Annotated in this window: 13 protein-coding genes and 2 pseudogenes; 12 read left to right on the top strand and 3 right to left on the bottom strand. The window is 67.4% G+C overall.

The genetic code is table 11. The features are described 5' to 3' along the window. Positions 1-261: 261 nt before the first annotated feature. Positions 262-354 (bottom strand): annotated as a pseudogene (locus ABZW32_RS32195) (LuxR C-terminal-related transcriptional regulator); the annotation flags it as partial. A 368-nt stretch (positions 355-722) separates the two neighbouring features. On the opposite strand from ABZW32_RS32195, the gene ABZW32_RS32190 reads away from it, so the two are divergent. From ABZW32_RS32190 to ABZW32_RS32155, 8 genes are all read left to right on the top strand, one after another. Further along, positions 723-1019 carry a hypothetical protein gene (locus ABZW32_RS32190; RefSeq protein WP_356222806.1) on the top strand — a complete coding sequence of 99 codons (297 nt, stop codon included), beginning with the start codon at positions 723-725 and terminating at the stop codon, positions 1017-1019. Beyond that, on the top strand, positions 1016-1561 hold the full coding sequence (locus ABZW32_RS32185) for a sigma-70 family RNA polymerase sigma factor (RefSeq protein WP_356222803.1): 546 nt from the start codon (positions 1016-1018) through the stop codon (positions 1559-1561). Before ABZW32_RS32190 ends, ABZW32_RS32185 begins: the two co-directional genes overlap by 4 nt. Next, positions 1558-2106: a hypothetical protein gene (locus ABZW32_RS32180; protein ID WP_356222801.1), complete on the top strand. Its 549-nt coding sequence runs from the start codon at positions 1558-1560 to the stop codon at positions 2104-2106. The genes ABZW32_RS32185 and ABZW32_RS32180 overlap by 4 nt, the downstream gene beginning before the upstream one ends. A gap of 1096 nt (positions 2107-3202) precedes the next feature. Further along, positions 3203-3460, top strand: coding sequence for a hypothetical protein (locus tag ABZW32_RS32175; RefSeq protein ID WP_356222798.1), 258 nt, complete (start codon positions 3203-3205; stop codon positions 3458-3460). After that, positions 3457-5577: a hypothetical protein gene (locus ABZW32_RS32170; protein WP_356222795.1), complete on the top strand. Its 2121-nt coding sequence runs from the start codon at positions 3457-3459 to the stop codon at positions 5575-5577. The genes ABZW32_RS32175 and ABZW32_RS32170 overlap by 4 nt, the downstream gene beginning before the upstream one ends. Positions 5578-5732: 155 nt before the next feature. After that, complete coding sequence (locus ABZW32_RS32165; protein ID WP_356222792.1) at positions 5733-6290, top strand: XRE family transcriptional regulator; 558 nt, start codon at positions 5733-5735, stop codon at positions 6288-6290. A gap of 786 nt (positions 6291-7076) precedes the next feature. Further along, positions 7077-7391 (top strand): hypothetical protein, encoded by a 315-nt coding sequence (locus ABZW32_RS32160; protein ID WP_356222789.1) that lies wholly within the window; start codon positions 7077-7079, stop codon positions 7389-7391. Continuing rightward, positions 7391-8260: a hypothetical protein gene (locus ABZW32_RS32155; RefSeq protein ID WP_356222787.1), complete on the top strand. Its 870-nt coding sequence runs from the start codon at positions 7391-7393 to the stop codon at positions 8258-8260. Before ABZW32_RS32160 ends, ABZW32_RS32155 begins: the two co-directional genes overlap by 1 nt. A 721-nt stretch (positions 8261-8981) precedes the next feature. Here the strand turns inward: ABZW32_RS32155 and ABZW32_RS32150 are convergent. Beyond that, positions 8982-10499, bottom strand: a complete 1518-nt coding sequence (locus ABZW32_RS32150) for a restriction endonuclease (protein WP_356222784.1) — start codon at positions 10497-10499, stop codon at positions 8982-8984. 251 nt (positions 10500-10750) lie between these two features. Here ABZW32_RS32150 and ABZW32_RS32145 point away from each other — a divergent pair, with 251 nt between their 5' ends. From ABZW32_RS32145 to ABZW32_RS32130, 4 genes are all read left to right on the top strand, one after another. Continuing rightward, positions 10751-12604: a hypothetical protein gene (locus ABZW32_RS32145; RefSeq protein ID WP_356222781.1), complete on the top strand. Its 1854-nt coding sequence runs from the start codon at positions 10751-10753 to the stop codon at positions 12602-12604. A gap of 683 nt (positions 12605-13287) precedes the next feature. Then, positions 13288-14709, top strand: coding sequence for a Mu transposase C-terminal domain-containing protein (locus ABZW32_RS32140; protein ID WP_356222778.1), 1422 nt, complete (start codon positions 13288-13290; stop codon positions 14707-14709). Between the two features lie 161 nt (positions 14710-14870). Next, complete coding sequence (locus ABZW32_RS32135) at positions 14871-15455, top strand: ATP-binding protein (protein WP_356222844.1); 585 nt, start codon at positions 14871-14873, stop codon at positions 15453-15455. A 32-nt stretch (positions 15456-15487) separates the two neighbouring features. Then, positions 15488-16429 carry a hypothetical protein gene (locus tag ABZW32_RS32130; RefSeq protein WP_356222775.1) on the top strand — a complete coding sequence of 314 codons (942 nt, stop codon included), beginning with the start codon at positions 15488-15490 and terminating at the stop codon, positions 16427-16429. A 119-nt stretch (positions 16430-16548) separates the two neighbouring features. Here ABZW32_RS32130 and ABZW32_RS32125 read toward each other — a convergent pair. Further along, positions 16549-16920: pseudogene (locus ABZW32_RS32125) on the bottom strand (hypothetical protein); the annotation flags it as partial.

Below are 16920 nucleotides of genomic sequence, written 5' to 3'. Positions count from 1 at the left end.
ACCGGCTTGCCCACTCCGGCCGGAGGCGCTCCGGCCAGGCGGCACCGGTCACGGCCACCCCGGTCTTCCCGGCGAAGACCCAGCCGACCGATGACGGGTGACCGATGACCGGTCACCGCCTCGGCCGGGAGTTGCACGGACCGGTCACGGCGCTGACGTGCCGGCTGACCGATCGCGGGGAGGGCTTGCCCAGCGTTCGGATGGTCCTGGACAGCCTGCTGCCCACCGCGCGGGGCCGGCGTGTCAAGGCCCGCAGCCGCGAGCGCCGGAGAGGAACAGCTCTGCCGCGATCTCCGCGTGGGAGCGGCCTTCGGCCACGAGAGCGAGCACCTCCTGTTCGCGGGCCGTGAGCCGGGCGGGCGGGCCCCGCGGCGGGTCGGCGCGGGTGACGTGGCGAACCACCTCGGGGCCGCCCCCAGCAGGCCTGGGGCTCTCGCGACCCGAGGCGGCCACTCGGCGAACACCGTCCAGGCGCGTCGGCGGAACGGGAGCAGTCCAGCCGGGGAAGCCCTCGCCCCTGATCCGACCGCCCCCGCCCAACCGGGGCCGAGGGCAAGGGCGATGACGGTCCGGTACCACCGCTGTCGTTCATGTGCCCTCTGACCTGCAACTTTAGAAAGGTGGGGCCAGGGCATCCGGATTTCGGCCCTCTTCTGCGTCTAGTGAGTGAAGGCCCACGGGCTTTCGCAGCTGACTCGTTCGTAGAAGGGAGCCAAGGCCACGTGAACTGGCCCGACATCGCAGGCTTCGGGTTGGGATCTTCCCTCCTGTTCCTGCTTCTGTATGCCGTGCGCAAGCTGCTCGGTGCTGTTGACCTGTGTGTGGCCGCGCACCAGGAACGTCTCGCGGAGCGCGAGCAGCGGGCGTCGCTGATCGCGGTCGCCCAGGCCCTCCCCGACGGGGGACTCGCGGTCCAGTACGAACAGGGCCGGCTCGACTGGCTCCTGCTCAAGCCGCCGCCGACGGGTACCGGGGTGTTCATGCCGCTGGAGGAGCCGTCGGAACGGAGGGTGGCTTGAGTGAGAACCCCCCGCAGACCGCTCCTCCCGACATCGAGGGCCTGCTTACCGACCTGAGGCCGCGACTTCTGAACGCGGCACTCTACGAAACCGGCGGCGACGGACACCTCTCCGAAGACCTCGTCCAAATCGCGATGGAGCGCATATTCCAGAAGCTTTCCCAGCCCGACTCTTCCGTCCCCAATAATCTACCGGCCTACGGCCGCAGGATCATCAAGAACACCATCGTGAGCGAATACCGCCGTAAGAAGCCCCCTGTGGTCTTCGTTCCGAACGAGGAAATCCCTGACCGGCATTCACCCTCCGGAACCTCTGCACTGTCGATTGTCGACAGTGCAGGGGATGAAATCCTTCGGATGGTATCCGAACTGCCGAAGAGGCAGAGGGAAGTGATTGTTCACTGTGTACTGATGAATATTGATCCCGAATCCGTCGCAGAGAAGCTGTTCATCGGCGTAGATAGTGTCCACCGTTACTACAGGGCCGCCATCAAATCCCTTCAGAAGAAAATGATCACGTCATCCGAGGAGGTGTCAGCATGAACTTGATTGATCGGGAACAGAGGGATGAACTCGTCCGTCTGGTCTTGCTGGAACTCTGGAAGCAGGCGGATGACAGGGGGCTGGGAGAGATCTCAGCCCCTGGGCAGGGGGGTCGGCCTTCGGGCCGGCCCCCGGCCGGGGGATCGGCTGGGAAATCTCTAAAGTTCAAAGCTCTGACTGAGCTGATCGAGACTCTCAACGCTTTGACTGTGTCTTCATCGTCGTGTCCTGAAGACCTTCGGCGTGTCGCTGAGCTATTTGAACTCCTAGGAGATCAGCCACTCGCGAATCGATGGTGGAAGAAGGCGGCATTGGCTGGGGATGAGGATGCGAGGGACTATCTCGACATCCTTGAAGAAGAGGCGCTTGAGGTTGAGCACGCTCGGCCTGTTCTGCCTGTCGGTGACTTGAGGAGAAACCTCGATAATCGCCTCAGGGGTCTTCGTCGCACGCTACGGGAGAGTGAAATTGATCGGCTTATGAAAGAGGTCGAGAGATTCTTGGAGAGTCCAGATCAGGTTGTTGACGGGGGAAGGCGATTTTGACTTCTGGCATTTCTGGAAACCTTGGAAAGGCGGCGTTCTAAGGTCAAAGTCATGACTTTGAGCTCTCACTAGAAGAAGCTCTGCGAACATCAGCTGCTGAACGGCGGCTACCCCCTCGTTGCGAGAGGAGGTAGCCGCCGTTCGCTGTGCTCAGGTGTCTTCCGTGGCGTCTGCCGGCATGGGGCGGAGGGCCAGAACTGTGATCCGGTGCATAGGTGCTGGGGCCTTCGCTGGGCCCCAGCACCCCCGTCGGCCGGCGTTGACGGGCGCGGCTCGGTCTCGTCGTGGCTCGCCGCCGTCCGCGGAGGACGACACCGCTCACGTCCTTCCCATCCCCGGTGCCGTGGGCGTCCCGATTCTTTTGCTGCACCTGACGACCCCGTCTCGGAGGGCGACCTGCAGGCTGTGAGCTTGGCGTTGGCGGGCCCGGGGTCATTGACGAAAACCCCGGCCGGGCGGAAGCCGCTTGGGCGGGTGCCTCGCCGGTGTCCTGCTGCCGGGACTGGCCTGATGGTGTGTTTGTTCCTTCAACTGCCCGGGGCATGTGCCGGTCGGTACGATCGCCGGGATCCGCGGGGCTCGTTCGGAATGTCGGCGGCGGTCGCGGAGCGTGTACGGAAGAGGGCCCCTGCCGGTAACAGGGGCCCTCTGATGGTCCGTGTGCTGTCCGCGTCGTGCCCAGGAGGACTTGACGAGGAGGTCACGGCCGCAGCCGGCCAGGGGGCGGCTGCTTCCGTCCAGTTTCACCACGGCTCGGGGGCGATAGTCAAGATCGAATAGTGGTTCCGGCGCGTTCCGAACGGTTGATGCCCAGGTCAGCGCCCACAACGTGCGTGGCGTGGCGGGCGGTTCGGAACGGCGGGCCGCCCCTCGCGGCGGGGCCTGTGCCGGTCGTGTTCCGGGCCGGGAGCGCCGGCGGGCGGGCGTGGAACGGGGGCGCGTCCTGAGCGGATCGGGGCGGTTGTGTTCCGTGCTGGATCAAGGGTTGCCCTACGTCCGTCGACCACAGCAGGCTTACTTCCCATCACAGCCCGTACTCGGCGCCCGGTAAGCGCCTTCGGGCTTGGTCCGTACGTCCGCTGCCCAGGAGGCATCCATGCAAGTTCGTCGATCGTTGAGGCGTCACAGTTCCCGGCCGGCTCCCGACGCCCCGTCCTGCGGGACGGGTGCGCTGTCGGGCGGCCTGCGGGTGCTGGTGTTCGTGGTGGTCGTGGTGGTGGTTGCCGTGCTCTTGAAGTCCGGCCACTCGATGCTCGACGCGTTCGGGCTCGTGACGGTCGCGGCGGGCACGGCGGCCCAGATCAGCTCGTGGTTCGAGAAGCCCGCCGCCGCACTGCCCGGAGGCGTGGCGTGACGGGCCTGACGGGGCCCGGCGGCGGTGCCGTCTGGCAGGAGAAGCTGTACGCGGTCATGACTCAGAAGGACTTCCGCGGGCAACTGACCAGTGTCCTGCGGTCCACGGGACTGACGGGCGACCAGGTCGCCGCCAAGGCCGCGATGCTGGGAGGCCTGCCGCTGCCGAAGGCCACCGTGGCCGCGACCCTGAACCGGGACAAGCTCCCGAAGCTGGTGTTCGTGCAGCAGCTCCTCAGGGTCTGCGGGGTGAAGGAAGAGGACCGGACCCTCTGGACAGAGGTGTGGCAGGCCCTGGACGACGGCCGGGCCCCCCTGCGGCAGCCGGAGGACGCCGTGCCCTCGCCGCCGCCCTCTCCCATGGTGGCGACGGTCGATCTCGGGGTCGTGAGGCCCTCCGAACAGGGTCCTGCGGCGGTCCCGGCCACGGAGTCCGGGGCCACGGGGGCCTCCGGTCAGGGCACTGCGGCGGTCCCGACGGCCGGTCCCGGCGCCACGGAGGCCTCGCAGGAGGGTTCTTCGACGGCCCAGACCGGGGACCCCGGTGCCGCGGGACCCTCCGGGCAGGACTCTTCGGACGGCTCGGCCACCGGGCACCCGGCCCGGTTCTTCGGACCGGGGCGTCGGGGCTGGCTGATCGGGCTGGGCGCGGCGGTCGTGGCAGGCGCCATGGTCGCCGGCGGCCTGTGGTGGCACGACCAGTCGCAGAAGGAGGCTGCGGCGCGGGCCAAGACGGAATGGCGCAAGTCCCACTGCGAGACCGACAGTGCCGCGCTGACCACCACGCCGGCCTGGTGCGCCGGGATCACTGATGGCAGCGACGGCCACCAGGTGTTCGGCAAGGGTCTCGAACCGGCCCTGGCCGCGATCGACGCCGAGAACCAGGCCGCGGTCAAGTCCGGCGGCTACGTCACGGTGGCGCTGATGGGGCCGCTGACCAAGGGCGACAAGAGCCTGACGGGCGACCGCGCCGTCCATCAGGTCGAAGGAGCCATGATCGCCCAGCACGAGGCGAACCAGGGCAACACCTACCCCAAGATCCGGCTGGTGCTGGCCAACATGGGCAGCGACGAGACGAGCTGGTCCACCGTCGTCGACCAGCTCAAGAAGATGACCGGCAAGAGCGACCGGCTCGTCGCGGTGACCGGGATGGGCCTGAGCCAGAAGGAGTCGATCGACGCCGCACGGTCCCTGTCCAAGGCGTCCATCCCGATGGTCGGCGACCTCATCACCGCGGACGGCTTCGACACCACCGGCGGCATCGACGGCGGCGGCGCCATCGACGGGCTGGTACGGATCGCCCCCAACACCAGCGCACAGCTGCAGGCGCTCGCCCAGGAGATCCGCAAGCACCCCGAGCTGAAGACCGCGGCCCTCGTCAGCGCGCCGAACACCCCGAACGGAACGACCGACTTCTACACGCAGTCCCAGGAAGCGGCCATCCGGAACCCGGCAACCGGACTCCTGCCCTACCTGCAGGCAGGAAGCATCTTCTTCAGGTTCGACGCCAGGGACGACGCCGTACGGACCGGCCTGAGCACCATCAGCAACAACCTCTGCGGCAAGGTCGAGCCCGACCTGGTGTTCTACGCCGGCCGCGCGAACCACCTGGGCGACTTCCTCGAAGACCTGCGCCAGCGGCCGTGCCACACCACCCCGATCACCGTGGTCACCGGTTCCGACGCGGCCACCCTGGACCGCAGCCTGGACGCCCTGAAAGACCCCGAGGCCCCCATCTCCGTCCTCTACGTGCCCCTCGCCGACCCGGCCCAGCTCGCCGACAGCACCAACCCCGACCGCGGCCTCTTCCAGGACTTCGCCGACGAGTTCGTCCGCGAACACCACGGTCAGCAGTTCGACAAGACCCACCTGGCCAGCGGATGGGCCGTCATGGCACACGATGCCGTTCTCACCGCGAGCCTCGCGATCCGCAAGGCCATCGACACACCCCAGACCCCGCCCAGCGTGCATGCCGTAGCAGCCCAGCTCTACCTCTTCGACTCCACCAACGTCATCAGAGGAGCCGGCGGCATCTTCCGCATCGACCCGCAGACCGGCAACCGCAAGAGCACCCACGAACCCCAGGTCGTACGCCTGGGCGCCCCACCGCGCAACTAGAGGAACACCAGGCCGACCTCGACCACATCGAGGTCGGCTTCCCTCTGCCCCGACACGATCTCCCGCAGCGACAGAGGTTGCCGCACCGGACGACCACCCGCCACACCCGGCCGCGAAACCGCCCCCACATGTGGGACAGAAAGGAGCGGGGACTGATGGGCATCGTCGGAGACAGCCTGGAACGGGCCGCGCAGGCACACAGCACCCGCCCGATCCCGAAGAACGCGGGCACGCAGATGCGGTACCTCGTCAAGCAGCACAAGGGCTCCACCAAGGCCGTGGCCGCCCTGCTGAACATCTCGCAGCGCACCGTCGAGCGGTACGTGAAGGACCAGATCAAGCGCCCCAAAGCCGACCTCGCGAGCCGGACAGAGGCCGAGGTACGGAGCCGCTGGCAGCCCCTGGTACGCAAGCGCGCCCGGGAGAAGGCCACGAAGCAGACCGGCCTGTTGATCGTGACCCGGGCCCGGTTCGGGTTCACCGCAGCTCCCGGCACGAGCGATGACGGGCGGATGCGGCGGATCACCCAGCACCTCCCGCCGGAGTTCGCGGGCCGGCTGCTGGCCGCCCAGGACGCCGGAGCCACCGAGAGAGAGCTCCAGACGCTCGCCGCCAAGAACCTGCAGGAGACGTACTTCAAGGACGGCGGCACCCGAGCCCAGGGGCTGCTGGCGGAGCTCACCGACATCGACTACATCGAAGTGGGCATCTGACGGAGGGCAGAACTCCCCAGCTCATCGGCGCTGGCATGCGCCGACAAGGCACAGCCCTGGGGTGCGTGAGGCGTGACAGCGCCCGTCGGACCGCGACGGGACGGCCGGGCTGCCGGGACAGGGCAGGGTGGCGGGAGCGCCGGGTGGCGGGGGTCGTCCTTTGTGGTTCGGCTTGTGCCGGCCGGCCGCCGCGGCAGCAGGCGCTGGTTCAGCGCCGGGTTCAGGGAACCCGCAGGTGATGTCCCGGCGTTGGCTGTGCGGGAGCCGTGCGTCCGCCGGAAATGGGTTCGGCCTCCCCGCTCACACGCCCAGAGGTGCGTGTGTCCCGCGTGCCGGGGGCGTGCGGGCGGGGAGGCCGAGCCAGTGGGTGTCCTGTTGGCGCAGGCCACCCGGGTGTCAGCGTGTCCGAGGTCAGGACGGGCGCCGAGACGGCCGCAGGGCCGCTTGGGTCCCCATCGTGCTCTCTCCGGAGGTTGTTCATCCACCGTAGTGGCGCAACGGATTTGTTACGAACCCGATCCTGGCACGTTTTCACAGGTCAGAGCATTTTCGGGGGTTCTTCACTTCGGTTTCGATGAAGGGACCGGAAGAGTGAAAATCACGCTCTGTACGCGTGCGGGGACGTGGGTCAAGATGAATGAGCGTCATCGGTTCCGCATCAAGAGGGAGTTGGCGCTCCCGGGTGGAACCGCGTTCCGAGGTCAGCAGGGTCCATCGCCATGGAATCCGGTACCGCGTGCCTCCACGGTGGTGGACCCTGCCTTAACAGGAAGGGTCCGAGACCCGATGCAAGCTCACACGCATCCTCGCGGCGGCATCTGCCTGCCCACGCCTGTCCCCGGACTGTGGGGTTTCGCGCCGCTGAGCGCGATCCGCCGCTTCTGGGAAGGCTTCACCCGGTTCATCCAGCGTCACGCCTCCGCTGCCCGGCTCGCCCTCTACCTCGTGGCGGGCGCGATCGCGGGCCTGATCTGCGGCTTCGCCGGCCTGTCACCGGCGGAGTCGGTCGGCCTCGGCCTGAACGTCGCGGCCACGGTCGCCGCGTTCTGGCCGCCCCGGCGGGTCCGCCGCCGCATCACCGGGCGGACGGGAGGCCGCTGATGCCGCGCCAGCCCAGCCCCATCAGCCCCGACGCGTCTCCCGAGCTGCGGGAGCTCGCCAGCGCCATGCGCGACCTCAAGGACGGCGCGGGACTGACCTTCTCCGCCCTGAACGAGCGCGTGCACTACTCCACCGCGGCCCTGTCGGGCGCGGTGTCCGGCAAGAAGCTGCCCACCTGGGACGTGGCCTGGGCTTTCATCAGCGGCTGCGACCCCGAGGCGGACGAGCCGGTCTGGAAGCAGCGCTGGCTGGCCGCCGAGGAAGGCGAACTCCGCCGCGTTGAGGCGGTCGCCACCGACTCGGAGGCCACCGTGCGCCGCCAGGCCGGCGGCGTTCCCCGCCAGCGCCGGTCGAGCGTCGCCGAGCTCGTCCGCGAGGAGGTCGAGCGCCGGCAGCAGACCACCGCCTGGAGCCCCTCGGAGGCCATGACGGTCAGCACCGCGCTCGCGCTGTGCACGACCGCCTACGACTTCCGCGAACTCCTGCGGGACCTGATGGAGACACAGGCGCTCACCTCCGTCGAGATCAGGGCCAACGCCCGCAACAAGGGGATCATCCTCAGCCGCGGAGACGTCCTCACCGTGCTCCACGGCAGCGAGATCCCCGAGACCGAGCCCCTCCACGGCTTCCTGCTGGGCTGCAACGTGGGGCTCGTCCGCATCAACGAGTGGCACCGCACCGCCACCCGGATCAAGATCGGCCAGGCCAGGCACACCGAGCTGGCCGACACCGACGGCCAGAGGCGGAACTTCAACGTCGCCTGGAAGGAGTTCTGGGCCCGCCTCAGCTTCGAGGGGGCTCTCAGCATGTTCTCCACGATCCTGTTCCTCGTACTCCAAGTGATGTCGCTCATCAAGCACGGCATCTGACCCAGCACCACCTGGAGGGCCGCCCCAGCCGGGGCGGCCCTCACCCCCGCCACCGGGACAACACTGCGGGCTGCTCCCGCCCGCCGTGCTGCTCCAGCCGACTAGGTTTGGCATTTGATGCGATCTGGGCTCCTTCTCTGTTTCGGTGGAAGTGCCTGGGCGAGGTCCTGCTGGGCCGTAGACTCCCAGGCCAGGAAGCCTGCTCCCCGCGCCCGCGGGGATGCCCCCAGACCGGACAGCACCAGCCGCTGGGTCTGCCCCTGCTCCCCGCGCCCGCGGGGATGACCCCAAGTCCTACCGGCACGGTGACCGCATTTGCTCCTGCTCCCCGCGCCCGCGGGGATGACCCCGCGACCAGGACCAGGATCGCGGCGGTAGCGGCCTGCTCCCTGCGTATGCGGGGATGACCCCCTGCTCGCCGGATACGTATACCTGTGCGGGATCTGCTCCCCGCGTGCTAATCGGCGGTGGTTGTTCAGTGCTTCGGCGTTTCGTTTTCAGTGGATGTTGCGTCGTGTGACCTGTGGGTTTGCTGTGGGGGGTGCGGGCTTGCTGAAGGCGTAATGCCGATTCGCTGCTGAAGAGTGATGCCGAAGCGAGGGTGAGGTCGGCGCCGAGCTTGTAGGCAGCCGATGTGAGTGTGCTGCCTGGTGGGTGGTGGTTTGTGGGGCCTCGGGTGGCCTACCAGTGGCTGGTGTTGGGGGGGCGGGGCGGGGCGGGGTTAGGTGAGGTCTCGTGTTTCCCAGCCGGGTGGGAGTTTGGGGAGACCGATGAGAGCGTCGATGCCGAGGTGTTCGAGGAGGAGCGCTTTGAGGTGTCGGCCGTCGATGAGTTCCATGCGGCCGGTGCGGTGGGCGAAGTCGTGGCTGGCTTTGCCGAACCAGGCGGTGGTGACGACGATGCCCTTGGCTGCTGCTTTGTCGTGCATGACGCCGGCGAGGGCGCGGACAGCTTCGGCAGGAACGGCGTTTTTGGTGCGTTTGGCCTGGATGATGCAGAGTCCGCCGATGAGGGGTTCCTCGTTGAGGGCAACGGCATCGATTCCGTCGTCACGTGAGGCTTGGGTGACCCAGGATTTGAGCCCGATCGCCTCGAACAGCCGGCGGATGAGGTGTTCGAACTCAATCGGGTCGAGTGCTACGAGGTCGGGGCGGCTGTCGAGGCCGGCGATCACGTCCTGTTCGGGTGCCAGCTTGTATCTGGTGAGGTCGAAGGTGACCACCGGGCGGACGGGCTCGAGGTCGTACGGGTGCTGGGAGACGACGGCGTTGAGGTAGCGCAGGCTCTGGACGGGATCGAGTTCTGGTTCGTCGAGGACGAGCTCTTCGAAGGTCTTCCTACTGGCACGCAGGCTGATCAGGCAAGGGCGGACGGCCTTTCCGGTGGCGCGGTCCTTGGCGTTGACGTGTCCGTTGAATGCCACGACATCGACAAGGGCAGGTGGCGTCACGGCGAGGGTCTCGTCAATGGCGCGTAGGGCGAGTCTGGCTACGAGGTCCCTGTACATGGCCTTGGCGTCAGCTTCCTTCCGCGGCTGTGGCACGACCGCCGGCGGGGTCGATGCCTTGTAGCGGTACTGCGTGACCGCTGGCACGACCGCCTGACCGGGGAACTCGACCTCCAGCACCAGCTCTCGTGATTCCGGCGCGAACGCGGTGCGCCACACACCGCGAAGCCCTGGCGGGTAGACGATCTGGACGAGCGCGGCTTCGACACGGTCGGTCATAGCGTCCGGGCCGCGGCTGACCAGGGCGTCCTCCACTGGCAGGCGGTGAGCGTGCAGTCCCGTAGTCCTGGTGGTGAGCACGGATTCCACGCGCTGGACCTGCTTTTCGACGTCGGCTGTCCTCGCCGCAGCCTCGCGGCGTAGATCCTCGCTCACCTGCTGCCTGGCGCGTCGATCCGCCTCGGTCTTTTCACGAGCCGCGGCCTTCTTCTTCTGCTCGGCAGCCCTCACCCGGGCCGCCTCACGCTTCTCCAGATCCCGGACGATCTGATCGGCCTTGCGCGCCTCCTCGGCACGAGCCCGCTCGTTCTGCTTCTTGGCCCGCAGCCAGGCCTGCGTCTGCTCCCGCTCCCGCTGTGCCTCCTCCTTGGCCCGCTGTGCCGCTTCCCGTTCCGCGACGCGAGCCTGCCGGACTCGTTCAGCTTCTGCTTGCCTGGCAGCTGCAGCCTTGGCCTTCTGCGCATCGCGGTACGCCTGCATCAGCTGCGCCGCCAACGACTTTTTCGGTGTCATCAGCCCCCCTCGTGGTGCTGGAAGAGCTGCCCTGCTCGCCGATCCGGCAATCAGGGGAGTCGGACCGGTCCTTAGGCTGCCCAGACGAGACGAAGTCCAGGAGCATGGGAACTGGCTGAAAGCACCTCAGGCGCCGCGCTGGAGCACTCTAGTATTAGTGGTCTGCATGACTGCCCAGTGGCGCAGCTTGCACGAACTCATAAGGCACAACCGTCTGGTGGGGTCCGGGCGGGGATACGGAGCAGCTCTTCGTGCACCTCAACAGCTTCTCCGTCTACGGATTCCGTTCACTGTCCCGTGTTGAGGACATCCCTGTCAGTTCACCGACGATCCTTGCAGGTCACAACGACGGTGGTAAGAGCGGTGTGCTGGCAGCGCTCGGTTTCCTCCTGGGCACTTACCGCTTGGTTGACGAAGATCGTACGTACCAGGTCGGGAGCGGTTCGGAGTCGGGCCGGTGCGCGGAAACCCGGGTGGAGGGAACCTTCGCTCTGAACCTGGCCGAGCGCTGTGAGGGCGACCTGCCGGCAGTGATCCGGATCCGGCGTCGAGCCCGAGCGGGCGAAGCTGTGTCCTTGGAGTACCTGGGAACGCAGCCTGAGGACCCGCGCCTGCGTGATCTCAGCAGGTTGCTCCGACCGGCACTCGCGGCTCTGGTCGAGGAGTTCGGCCTCGTAGCCGGGGGCAACCTGAAGGACGACCTCCTTGCCTCTTTGGCAGCGCATGCGGCGACATCGCCGCAGTCTGAGATGTGGCAGCCGCTTCCCAAGAAGCTGGTAGAGCGGCTGCCTAGGCTGCTTGCATTCGGAGGCAAGGACGAGAGTCCCGACGACGCCGTCCGAACGGCGCTGAGCAGCTGCTACGAGCTTCACTTGCAGGATGAGACTGTCCAGGGTCGGGTGAAGGAGATTGAAGCAGAGATCACTCAGCGGCTGGAGAAGGAGGCCGACTCCCTGTGTCGGCACATCCGCGCACACTGCGCCGAGTTCGTCGGCGTTGAGGTCAAGCCGGAGGTCTCCTTCAGGGGTGGTTTCAAGGGAGCCCCTTTGCACGTCTCGCGGGCCGACGGGGAGCTAGTGGACCTCGCGCGCTCCGGACAGGGCAGCACACGTCGTATCGCCCTCGCAGTGTGGGAGTGGACGAGCAACCTGCTGGAGAAGACCGAACTGGCCGCAGCCTCGGAACAAGACGCCGAAGAACCTACCCAGACGATCGTCGTCTATGACGAGCCTGATACGCACCTCGACTACCGCCATCAGCGCACCGTGATGGACATCATTCGCAAGCAGTGCGCGCAGTCGCACGTCAGCGTGCTCGTCGCGACACACTCCATGAACCTCATCGACGGCGTCGACATCGCCGATGTCGTCCATCTCAGGCTCGGCAACGATGGCCGCACAGTCGTCGAACGTCTCGTCGTCGACTCACACGACGGCATCGACTTCCACCTCGGCCAGATCGCCTCCGCCCTCGGTCTGCGAAACTCAGTGCTGCTCCACGAACGCTGCTTTTTGGCAGTAGAGGGGGACACCGAGCGCCAGAGCGTCCCCCTACTCTTCCGCTTGTCGCAGGGTCTGTCTCTCCAAGCAGCCGGTGTCGCTCTCTGGGGATGCGAGAACAACGAGGGCGCTCTGCACCTGGCCAGTTACCTGGTCAAGCACCAGCGAACCGTGATGCTGATGGTCGATGCCGACAGCCGCGACAACAAGCTCTTCAAGCCCGACCGAATCCGCCGAGCAGGCCTCGATCTGCACACTCAGGTCTCCTATGTGGGCGAGGCGGCTGGGTACAACGAGTTGGAAGAGCTGTTCAGCGACGAGCAGTGGGCTGCCGCTGCCAATGCACGCTGGCCCCGTGCCGCTCCTCTGGTCTGGGAGGCGTCAGACTTCGCTGAGCACCGAGGAGGGAAGTTCAGCTCAGACATTCTCAGGATGATTAAGGAACAGGCTGGGGAGACGAGCCCTAACGGTAAGCCGGATATGGTCTTCGGGCTGGCGACAAACCTGCGGGCTGCCCATGAGGTACCCGAACAGCTGCGACAGTTCTTTGCTGAGGTTCAAGCACTGGCTACTGGCTTGCCGGTCGGCGACTCTGCCGTCGTTTGATCATGCGTTCCTTGCGTTGGGCGAGGGTGGGCGCTGTCCAGGCGTGCCACCCCACTTCTTCCACCCATTGCCGGGCATGCACAGAGGCTTCTATGCCGCACCATCTGCATCCGCTGGGCGCAGGAGAAACATCGTTTTGAGCAGGATCCGACTGGGACACGAGACCTCCTTCCACACCCCTTATCCTCCCTCCCGGCACTGACAATCGCCCGGTTGAGCCCAGGCGCGCTTACTTGTCGATTGCTCCCCTCACCCGCTTCCCAGCGGCGGGCAACTGATGTCAGTTGTGTGGGTAGACAGCTTGCTTGAGCTGAGACCTAGGAACGCGGGTCCTTACGTTTTTCGTGTGACCCAGTACCCCGTTTGGGTGTTTCATGCGGTGTGTCCGTGTGACCTTCGGGTTGCTGGACAGCGTCCCCCTGTAATAAGCGTGCGGTTCGGGGGTGAGGTCGGTGGAGGAAGGCCTTGGATCCTGTTCAGCAGGGTCGGATGTGTCGGCTGGGTTGGGGCGTGAGGGAGCGGTCTCACGCCTGCTGGTTCTGGACGCGCGCGATGAGTTGACGAGTGCGCACGTTCGCTTGGTGGCGAGAGCTCTACAGGTGTCGGAACGGACGGTGTGGAGCTGGCTGGCGGCCGCTCGTTCTGAAGGGCGGACCGGCCGGAAGGCGCGTTCGCGCTTCACGGTGACCGACGAGATGCGGGGTCTGTTGGCGTTGTGGGGCGGGAACGTCTCTGCGGTGCATCGCGAGCTGGTGGCCCGTACCGCGCGGGATCCGTCGTCGAGCCCGGTGCCGTCGTTGTCGGTGTTCCACCGGGCGGTGGTGCGGGATTTGTCGGTGGGGGAGCGGGCGGGGTTGCGTGGTGGTGAGGCGGCGCGGCGCCGGTTTGATGTGTACGGCAAGCGGCTACCGACGCATCGGAACGCGTGCTGGGAGGGCGACCATAAGCGGATCCCGGTCCGGGTCACCCTGGACGGGGTGGCGGTGTGTCCGTGGGTGACGTGGTTCATCGATGTGGCGTCGAAGGTGGTTGTGGGGGTAGCGGTCACCCCGCATCAGCCGGCCCGGGACGCGGTCCTGGCCGCCTTGCGGGCGGGGATCAGCCGCGAGGATCCGTACGGGCCGTTCGGGGGCCTGCCGGGCCGGGTGCGGGTGGACCGGGGCAAGGATTTCCCGTCGAAGGCGGTGTCGCGGGCTCTGGGCGCCTTCGCTGTCCCAGTCGATGATCTCCCGGCCTGCAAGCCCTACCGCAAGGGCACCATCGAGGCCCTCAACGGCGCGGTGGAGGAGATGCTGCTCGTCTCCCTCCCCGGGTACACCCGCCGCGCCCGGCCCGCACAGGCGTACCGGCCCGATCCGGTGGGGGACCTGCTGCCGTACCCGGACTTCGTGAAGGTGCTGCTGGACTGGGTGGCCTGGTGGAACACCGAGCACCGCCCGGCCGGCCTCACCGGCGGCCGCACGCCCGCGCAGGCCTGGGAGGCGGACCCAACACCTGTCGAGGATGTCCCGGAGGAGCGGTTGGCGTTCTTCGCGCTGGAGGACGACGGCCGGATCCGGAAGATCTCCACGAACGGGGTCTCCTGGCGGCGCCGGGCCGATATCGCGGACTGGATGGCCGGCCATGTCGGCACGAGGGTACGGCTGCGGTACCTGCCGCACTTCGACGGGCGGATCGAGGTGTTCTCTACCGAGGGCTGGGGTCGGCATCTGGGCAGTGCCTATCTCGCCGAGGCCGCGACGCCGGCTCAGCGCCGGGCCCTGTCCCGGGTCCGTGAGAGCAGGGCCAGAGCGCTGAAGGCGGACCTGAAGGCGGCCGAGAAGCTGCGCCGTACCCGCTACACCGCCACCACGACCGCAGCAGTGCCGGGCCGGCGGCGTACGGAGACCGCGAGTGAGGCGGAGGCCGAGATCGTCCGGGCTCAGGCGGTGGATCTGGCGGCCAGAGCCTTGCCGGACCTGATCCCGCCGCGAGAGCCGCCCGCGGGCTGGGCACGGCCCCGTCCACGCCCCGCCACATCCTCCTCCACCCCGAAGCACAGCCTCGGCACCGCTGCACCGGCCGATACGACGGACACCGAGCCCGGTTCGGGCAGCAAGGAGTGACGCCAGATGGCTACCGCTGAACGTAGGGGGCGCCTGCCCCGGGAGCGGGAGAACCACTTCATGCGCCTGCCGGGCGCCCAGGTGGTCTCTACCCGTGCGCTGCTCACGGCCAGGGAGAACATCAGGGCCGCGATCGAGGCGAAGGCGAGGTCAACGCCTCGCTGCGCGAGCTCGCGCCGAAGCTCACCCGCCGGATCCAGTTCCGTGCACGCCCCTCCAGACGGGACCTGCGCCATGAACTGTTCCACGCCCTGGGCCTGCAGGGCCGTTCGCCCTCTCATGCGATCGAGTTCGACCGCATGCTGCGCGGCGCGCTGGAGGAAGCGCACGTCCTAGTCTGCGATGAGGCCCAGTGGCTGTCCAAGATGTGCTTCGAATATTTGCGCTACCTCTGGGATGACGCCGACTCTGATCTCACGATCGTCTTCACTGGCGGCAACGGCTGCTTCGAGATGCTGCAGAGCGAGCCAATGCTGGAGTCCAGGGTGTATGCATGGCAGGAGATCGACCGGATGCCGCTGGACGAGGTCCTGGCCGTCGTCCCGGCCTTCCACCCCATCTGGGCCGACTCCGACCCGGATCTGATCGCCTTGTGCGACCAGGAAGCGGCCCACGGGAACTTCCGGGCCTGGGCGAAGATCACTCACCACCTCACCGTCGGCATGAAGGAGTCCGGACGCCAAAGCGTGGACGAGGAACTGCTGCGCTGGGCCTACAGCAAGCTGAGCCACCGCCTGGCGGCCTGATGCTCCACTGCCCGAACCCGCCACCGGTCACCGTGGTCCTGGACCCCTACGACATCCTCGCCGCCCTGGGCAAGCCCGTCCCCCTGGACGGCTACCGCCAGCTCGATACTGCCCCGGCCTGGTCGATCGCCGCCGCCTGGATCCTCGCCACCCCCATCACCCACCTCACCGCGCTGCTACCCGCGCCCGAGCCAGCCACCCCGGGCCGGCAGGTGCCTGGGCCGCTGCGCCCGCTGGCGAACCGCTGGATCGGACTGCCGGCCCTGACCACCCTAATCGCCGACGATGAGCCGGCCAGCCCCTGCCAGTGCGCCGCGCCCATGGCGGCCGAGCAGGACTTCTTCCCGCCGGTGATGCCTCCCCTCACAGAGGCGGAGGTCGCCTGGCGGCTTCACCGGGCTACCGCGCATCCGCACCTGGCTGCCCAGCTCGCCACGGCGGTGTTCACCGCGGCCTGCACCACCCAGCTCGATACGGTCCACGTCCACGACGTGGCCCTGGACGGCTCGACCGTCACGCTTCACGACCATGGCCTCCGCCGGAGCTGCATGACCCACCCCGTCCCCACGTGGGCCCGCCCCCTGCTGCGGGCCGCAGCCCTTGTCTGGAGGCTCAAGACGGGCACCAACGGCCCGCTCTTCACCGATCCGCTGGAAAGCACCGGCCTACCGCCGCTGGCCACCTTCGCCGAGAGCTGCAAGCTGCGCCCGCCCCAGCCACCACGCCACAAACCCCGCCGCCGCAAAGGCGCGACAGCGGTACCGAAACCGCATCAGGAGACGGTCTGGCCTGTGTGCACTGTCCACTACCGACAGCCCTGGGACGCGGCTGAACCTGAGCGGATGTACGGCTGCCCGTACCCACCTCCGCACACTCAGAAGACTATCGACAGGAGGAAGAAGGGATGGCTGCCCCCTGACTACGGTCTGCGCGAACTCCAGCCTCCACGCTGGCCGTTGGAGCCATCCCTATAGCCCGGGACGAGAGCAGGAGAAGCCGAACCCTGCGGCCCCTCTCTGGGTTCATCAAAGACTCCGCAGCTTCACCGATCGGCGACGCAGCGAGCCAGTGGTGCAGTCCATCGGTTCCAGAGTCAATCCGAGAGAGAGAATGAAGCACCAGCTGGCTGAGGTAGGTTGTCCGTGTGGCTGACGCTTCCGACTACGAGAAGGCCATGCCCCGGGTTCAGGAACACGTGGCACGGTACGAGAGGGCCTTGGCCGAGATCCGCACAACGCATGCCGGCAGACCGGCACCGGAGGTGAGGGAAGCCCTCCTGGCCGCTGGCGAGAGGCATGGCGTGCGCATCGCCAACGAGGTCGCGCACGACGCGGCCGAACATATCTCTGACGGCACGCTGTAAGTAGACAGAGGGACCGGTGAGGATCTCCTCGGTGGTGCCCACGGTGCCGAGGTCGACCTTCTTGCCGCGCGGCACGTCCTCGTGGACGGCCTCCATGCCCCA

The organism is Streptomyces sp. NPDC004667 (genome assembly GCF_040609475.1).
Taxonomy (GTDB): domain Bacteria; phylum Actinomycetota; class Actinomycetes; order Streptomycetales; family Streptomycetaceae; genus Streptomyces.
The sequence above is the reverse complement of the archived record's forward strand: the minus strand, read 5'-3'. Positions and strand labels throughout refer to the sequence as shown.

Bases quoted from the DNA above. Each gene is read 5' to 3' on its own strand.
- ABZW32_RS32180 (WP_356222801.1), top strand. From the start codon at position 1,558: ATGAACTTGATTGATCGGGAACAGAGGGATGAACTCGTCCGTCTGGTC.
- ABZW32_RS32155 (WP_356222787.1), top strand. From the start codon at position 7,391: ATGCCGCGCCAGCCCAGCCCCATCAGCCCCGACGCGTCTCCCGAGCTG.
- ABZW32_RS32160 (WP_356222789.1), top strand. From the start codon at position 7,077: ATGCAAGCTCACACGCATCCTCGCGGCGGCATCTGCCTGCCCACGCCT.
- ABZW32_RS32165 (WP_356222792.1), top strand. From the start codon at position 5,733: ATGGGCATCGTCGGAGACAGCCTGGAACGGGCCGCGCAGGCACACAGC.
- ABZW32_RS32150 (WP_356222784.1), bottom strand. From the start codon at position 10,499: ATGACACCGAAAAAGTCGTTGGCGGCGCAGCTGATGCAGGCGTACCGC.
- ABZW32_RS32175 (WP_356222798.1), top strand. From the start codon at position 3,203: ATGCAAGTTCGTCGATCGTTGAGGCGTCACAGTTCCCGGCCGGCTCCC.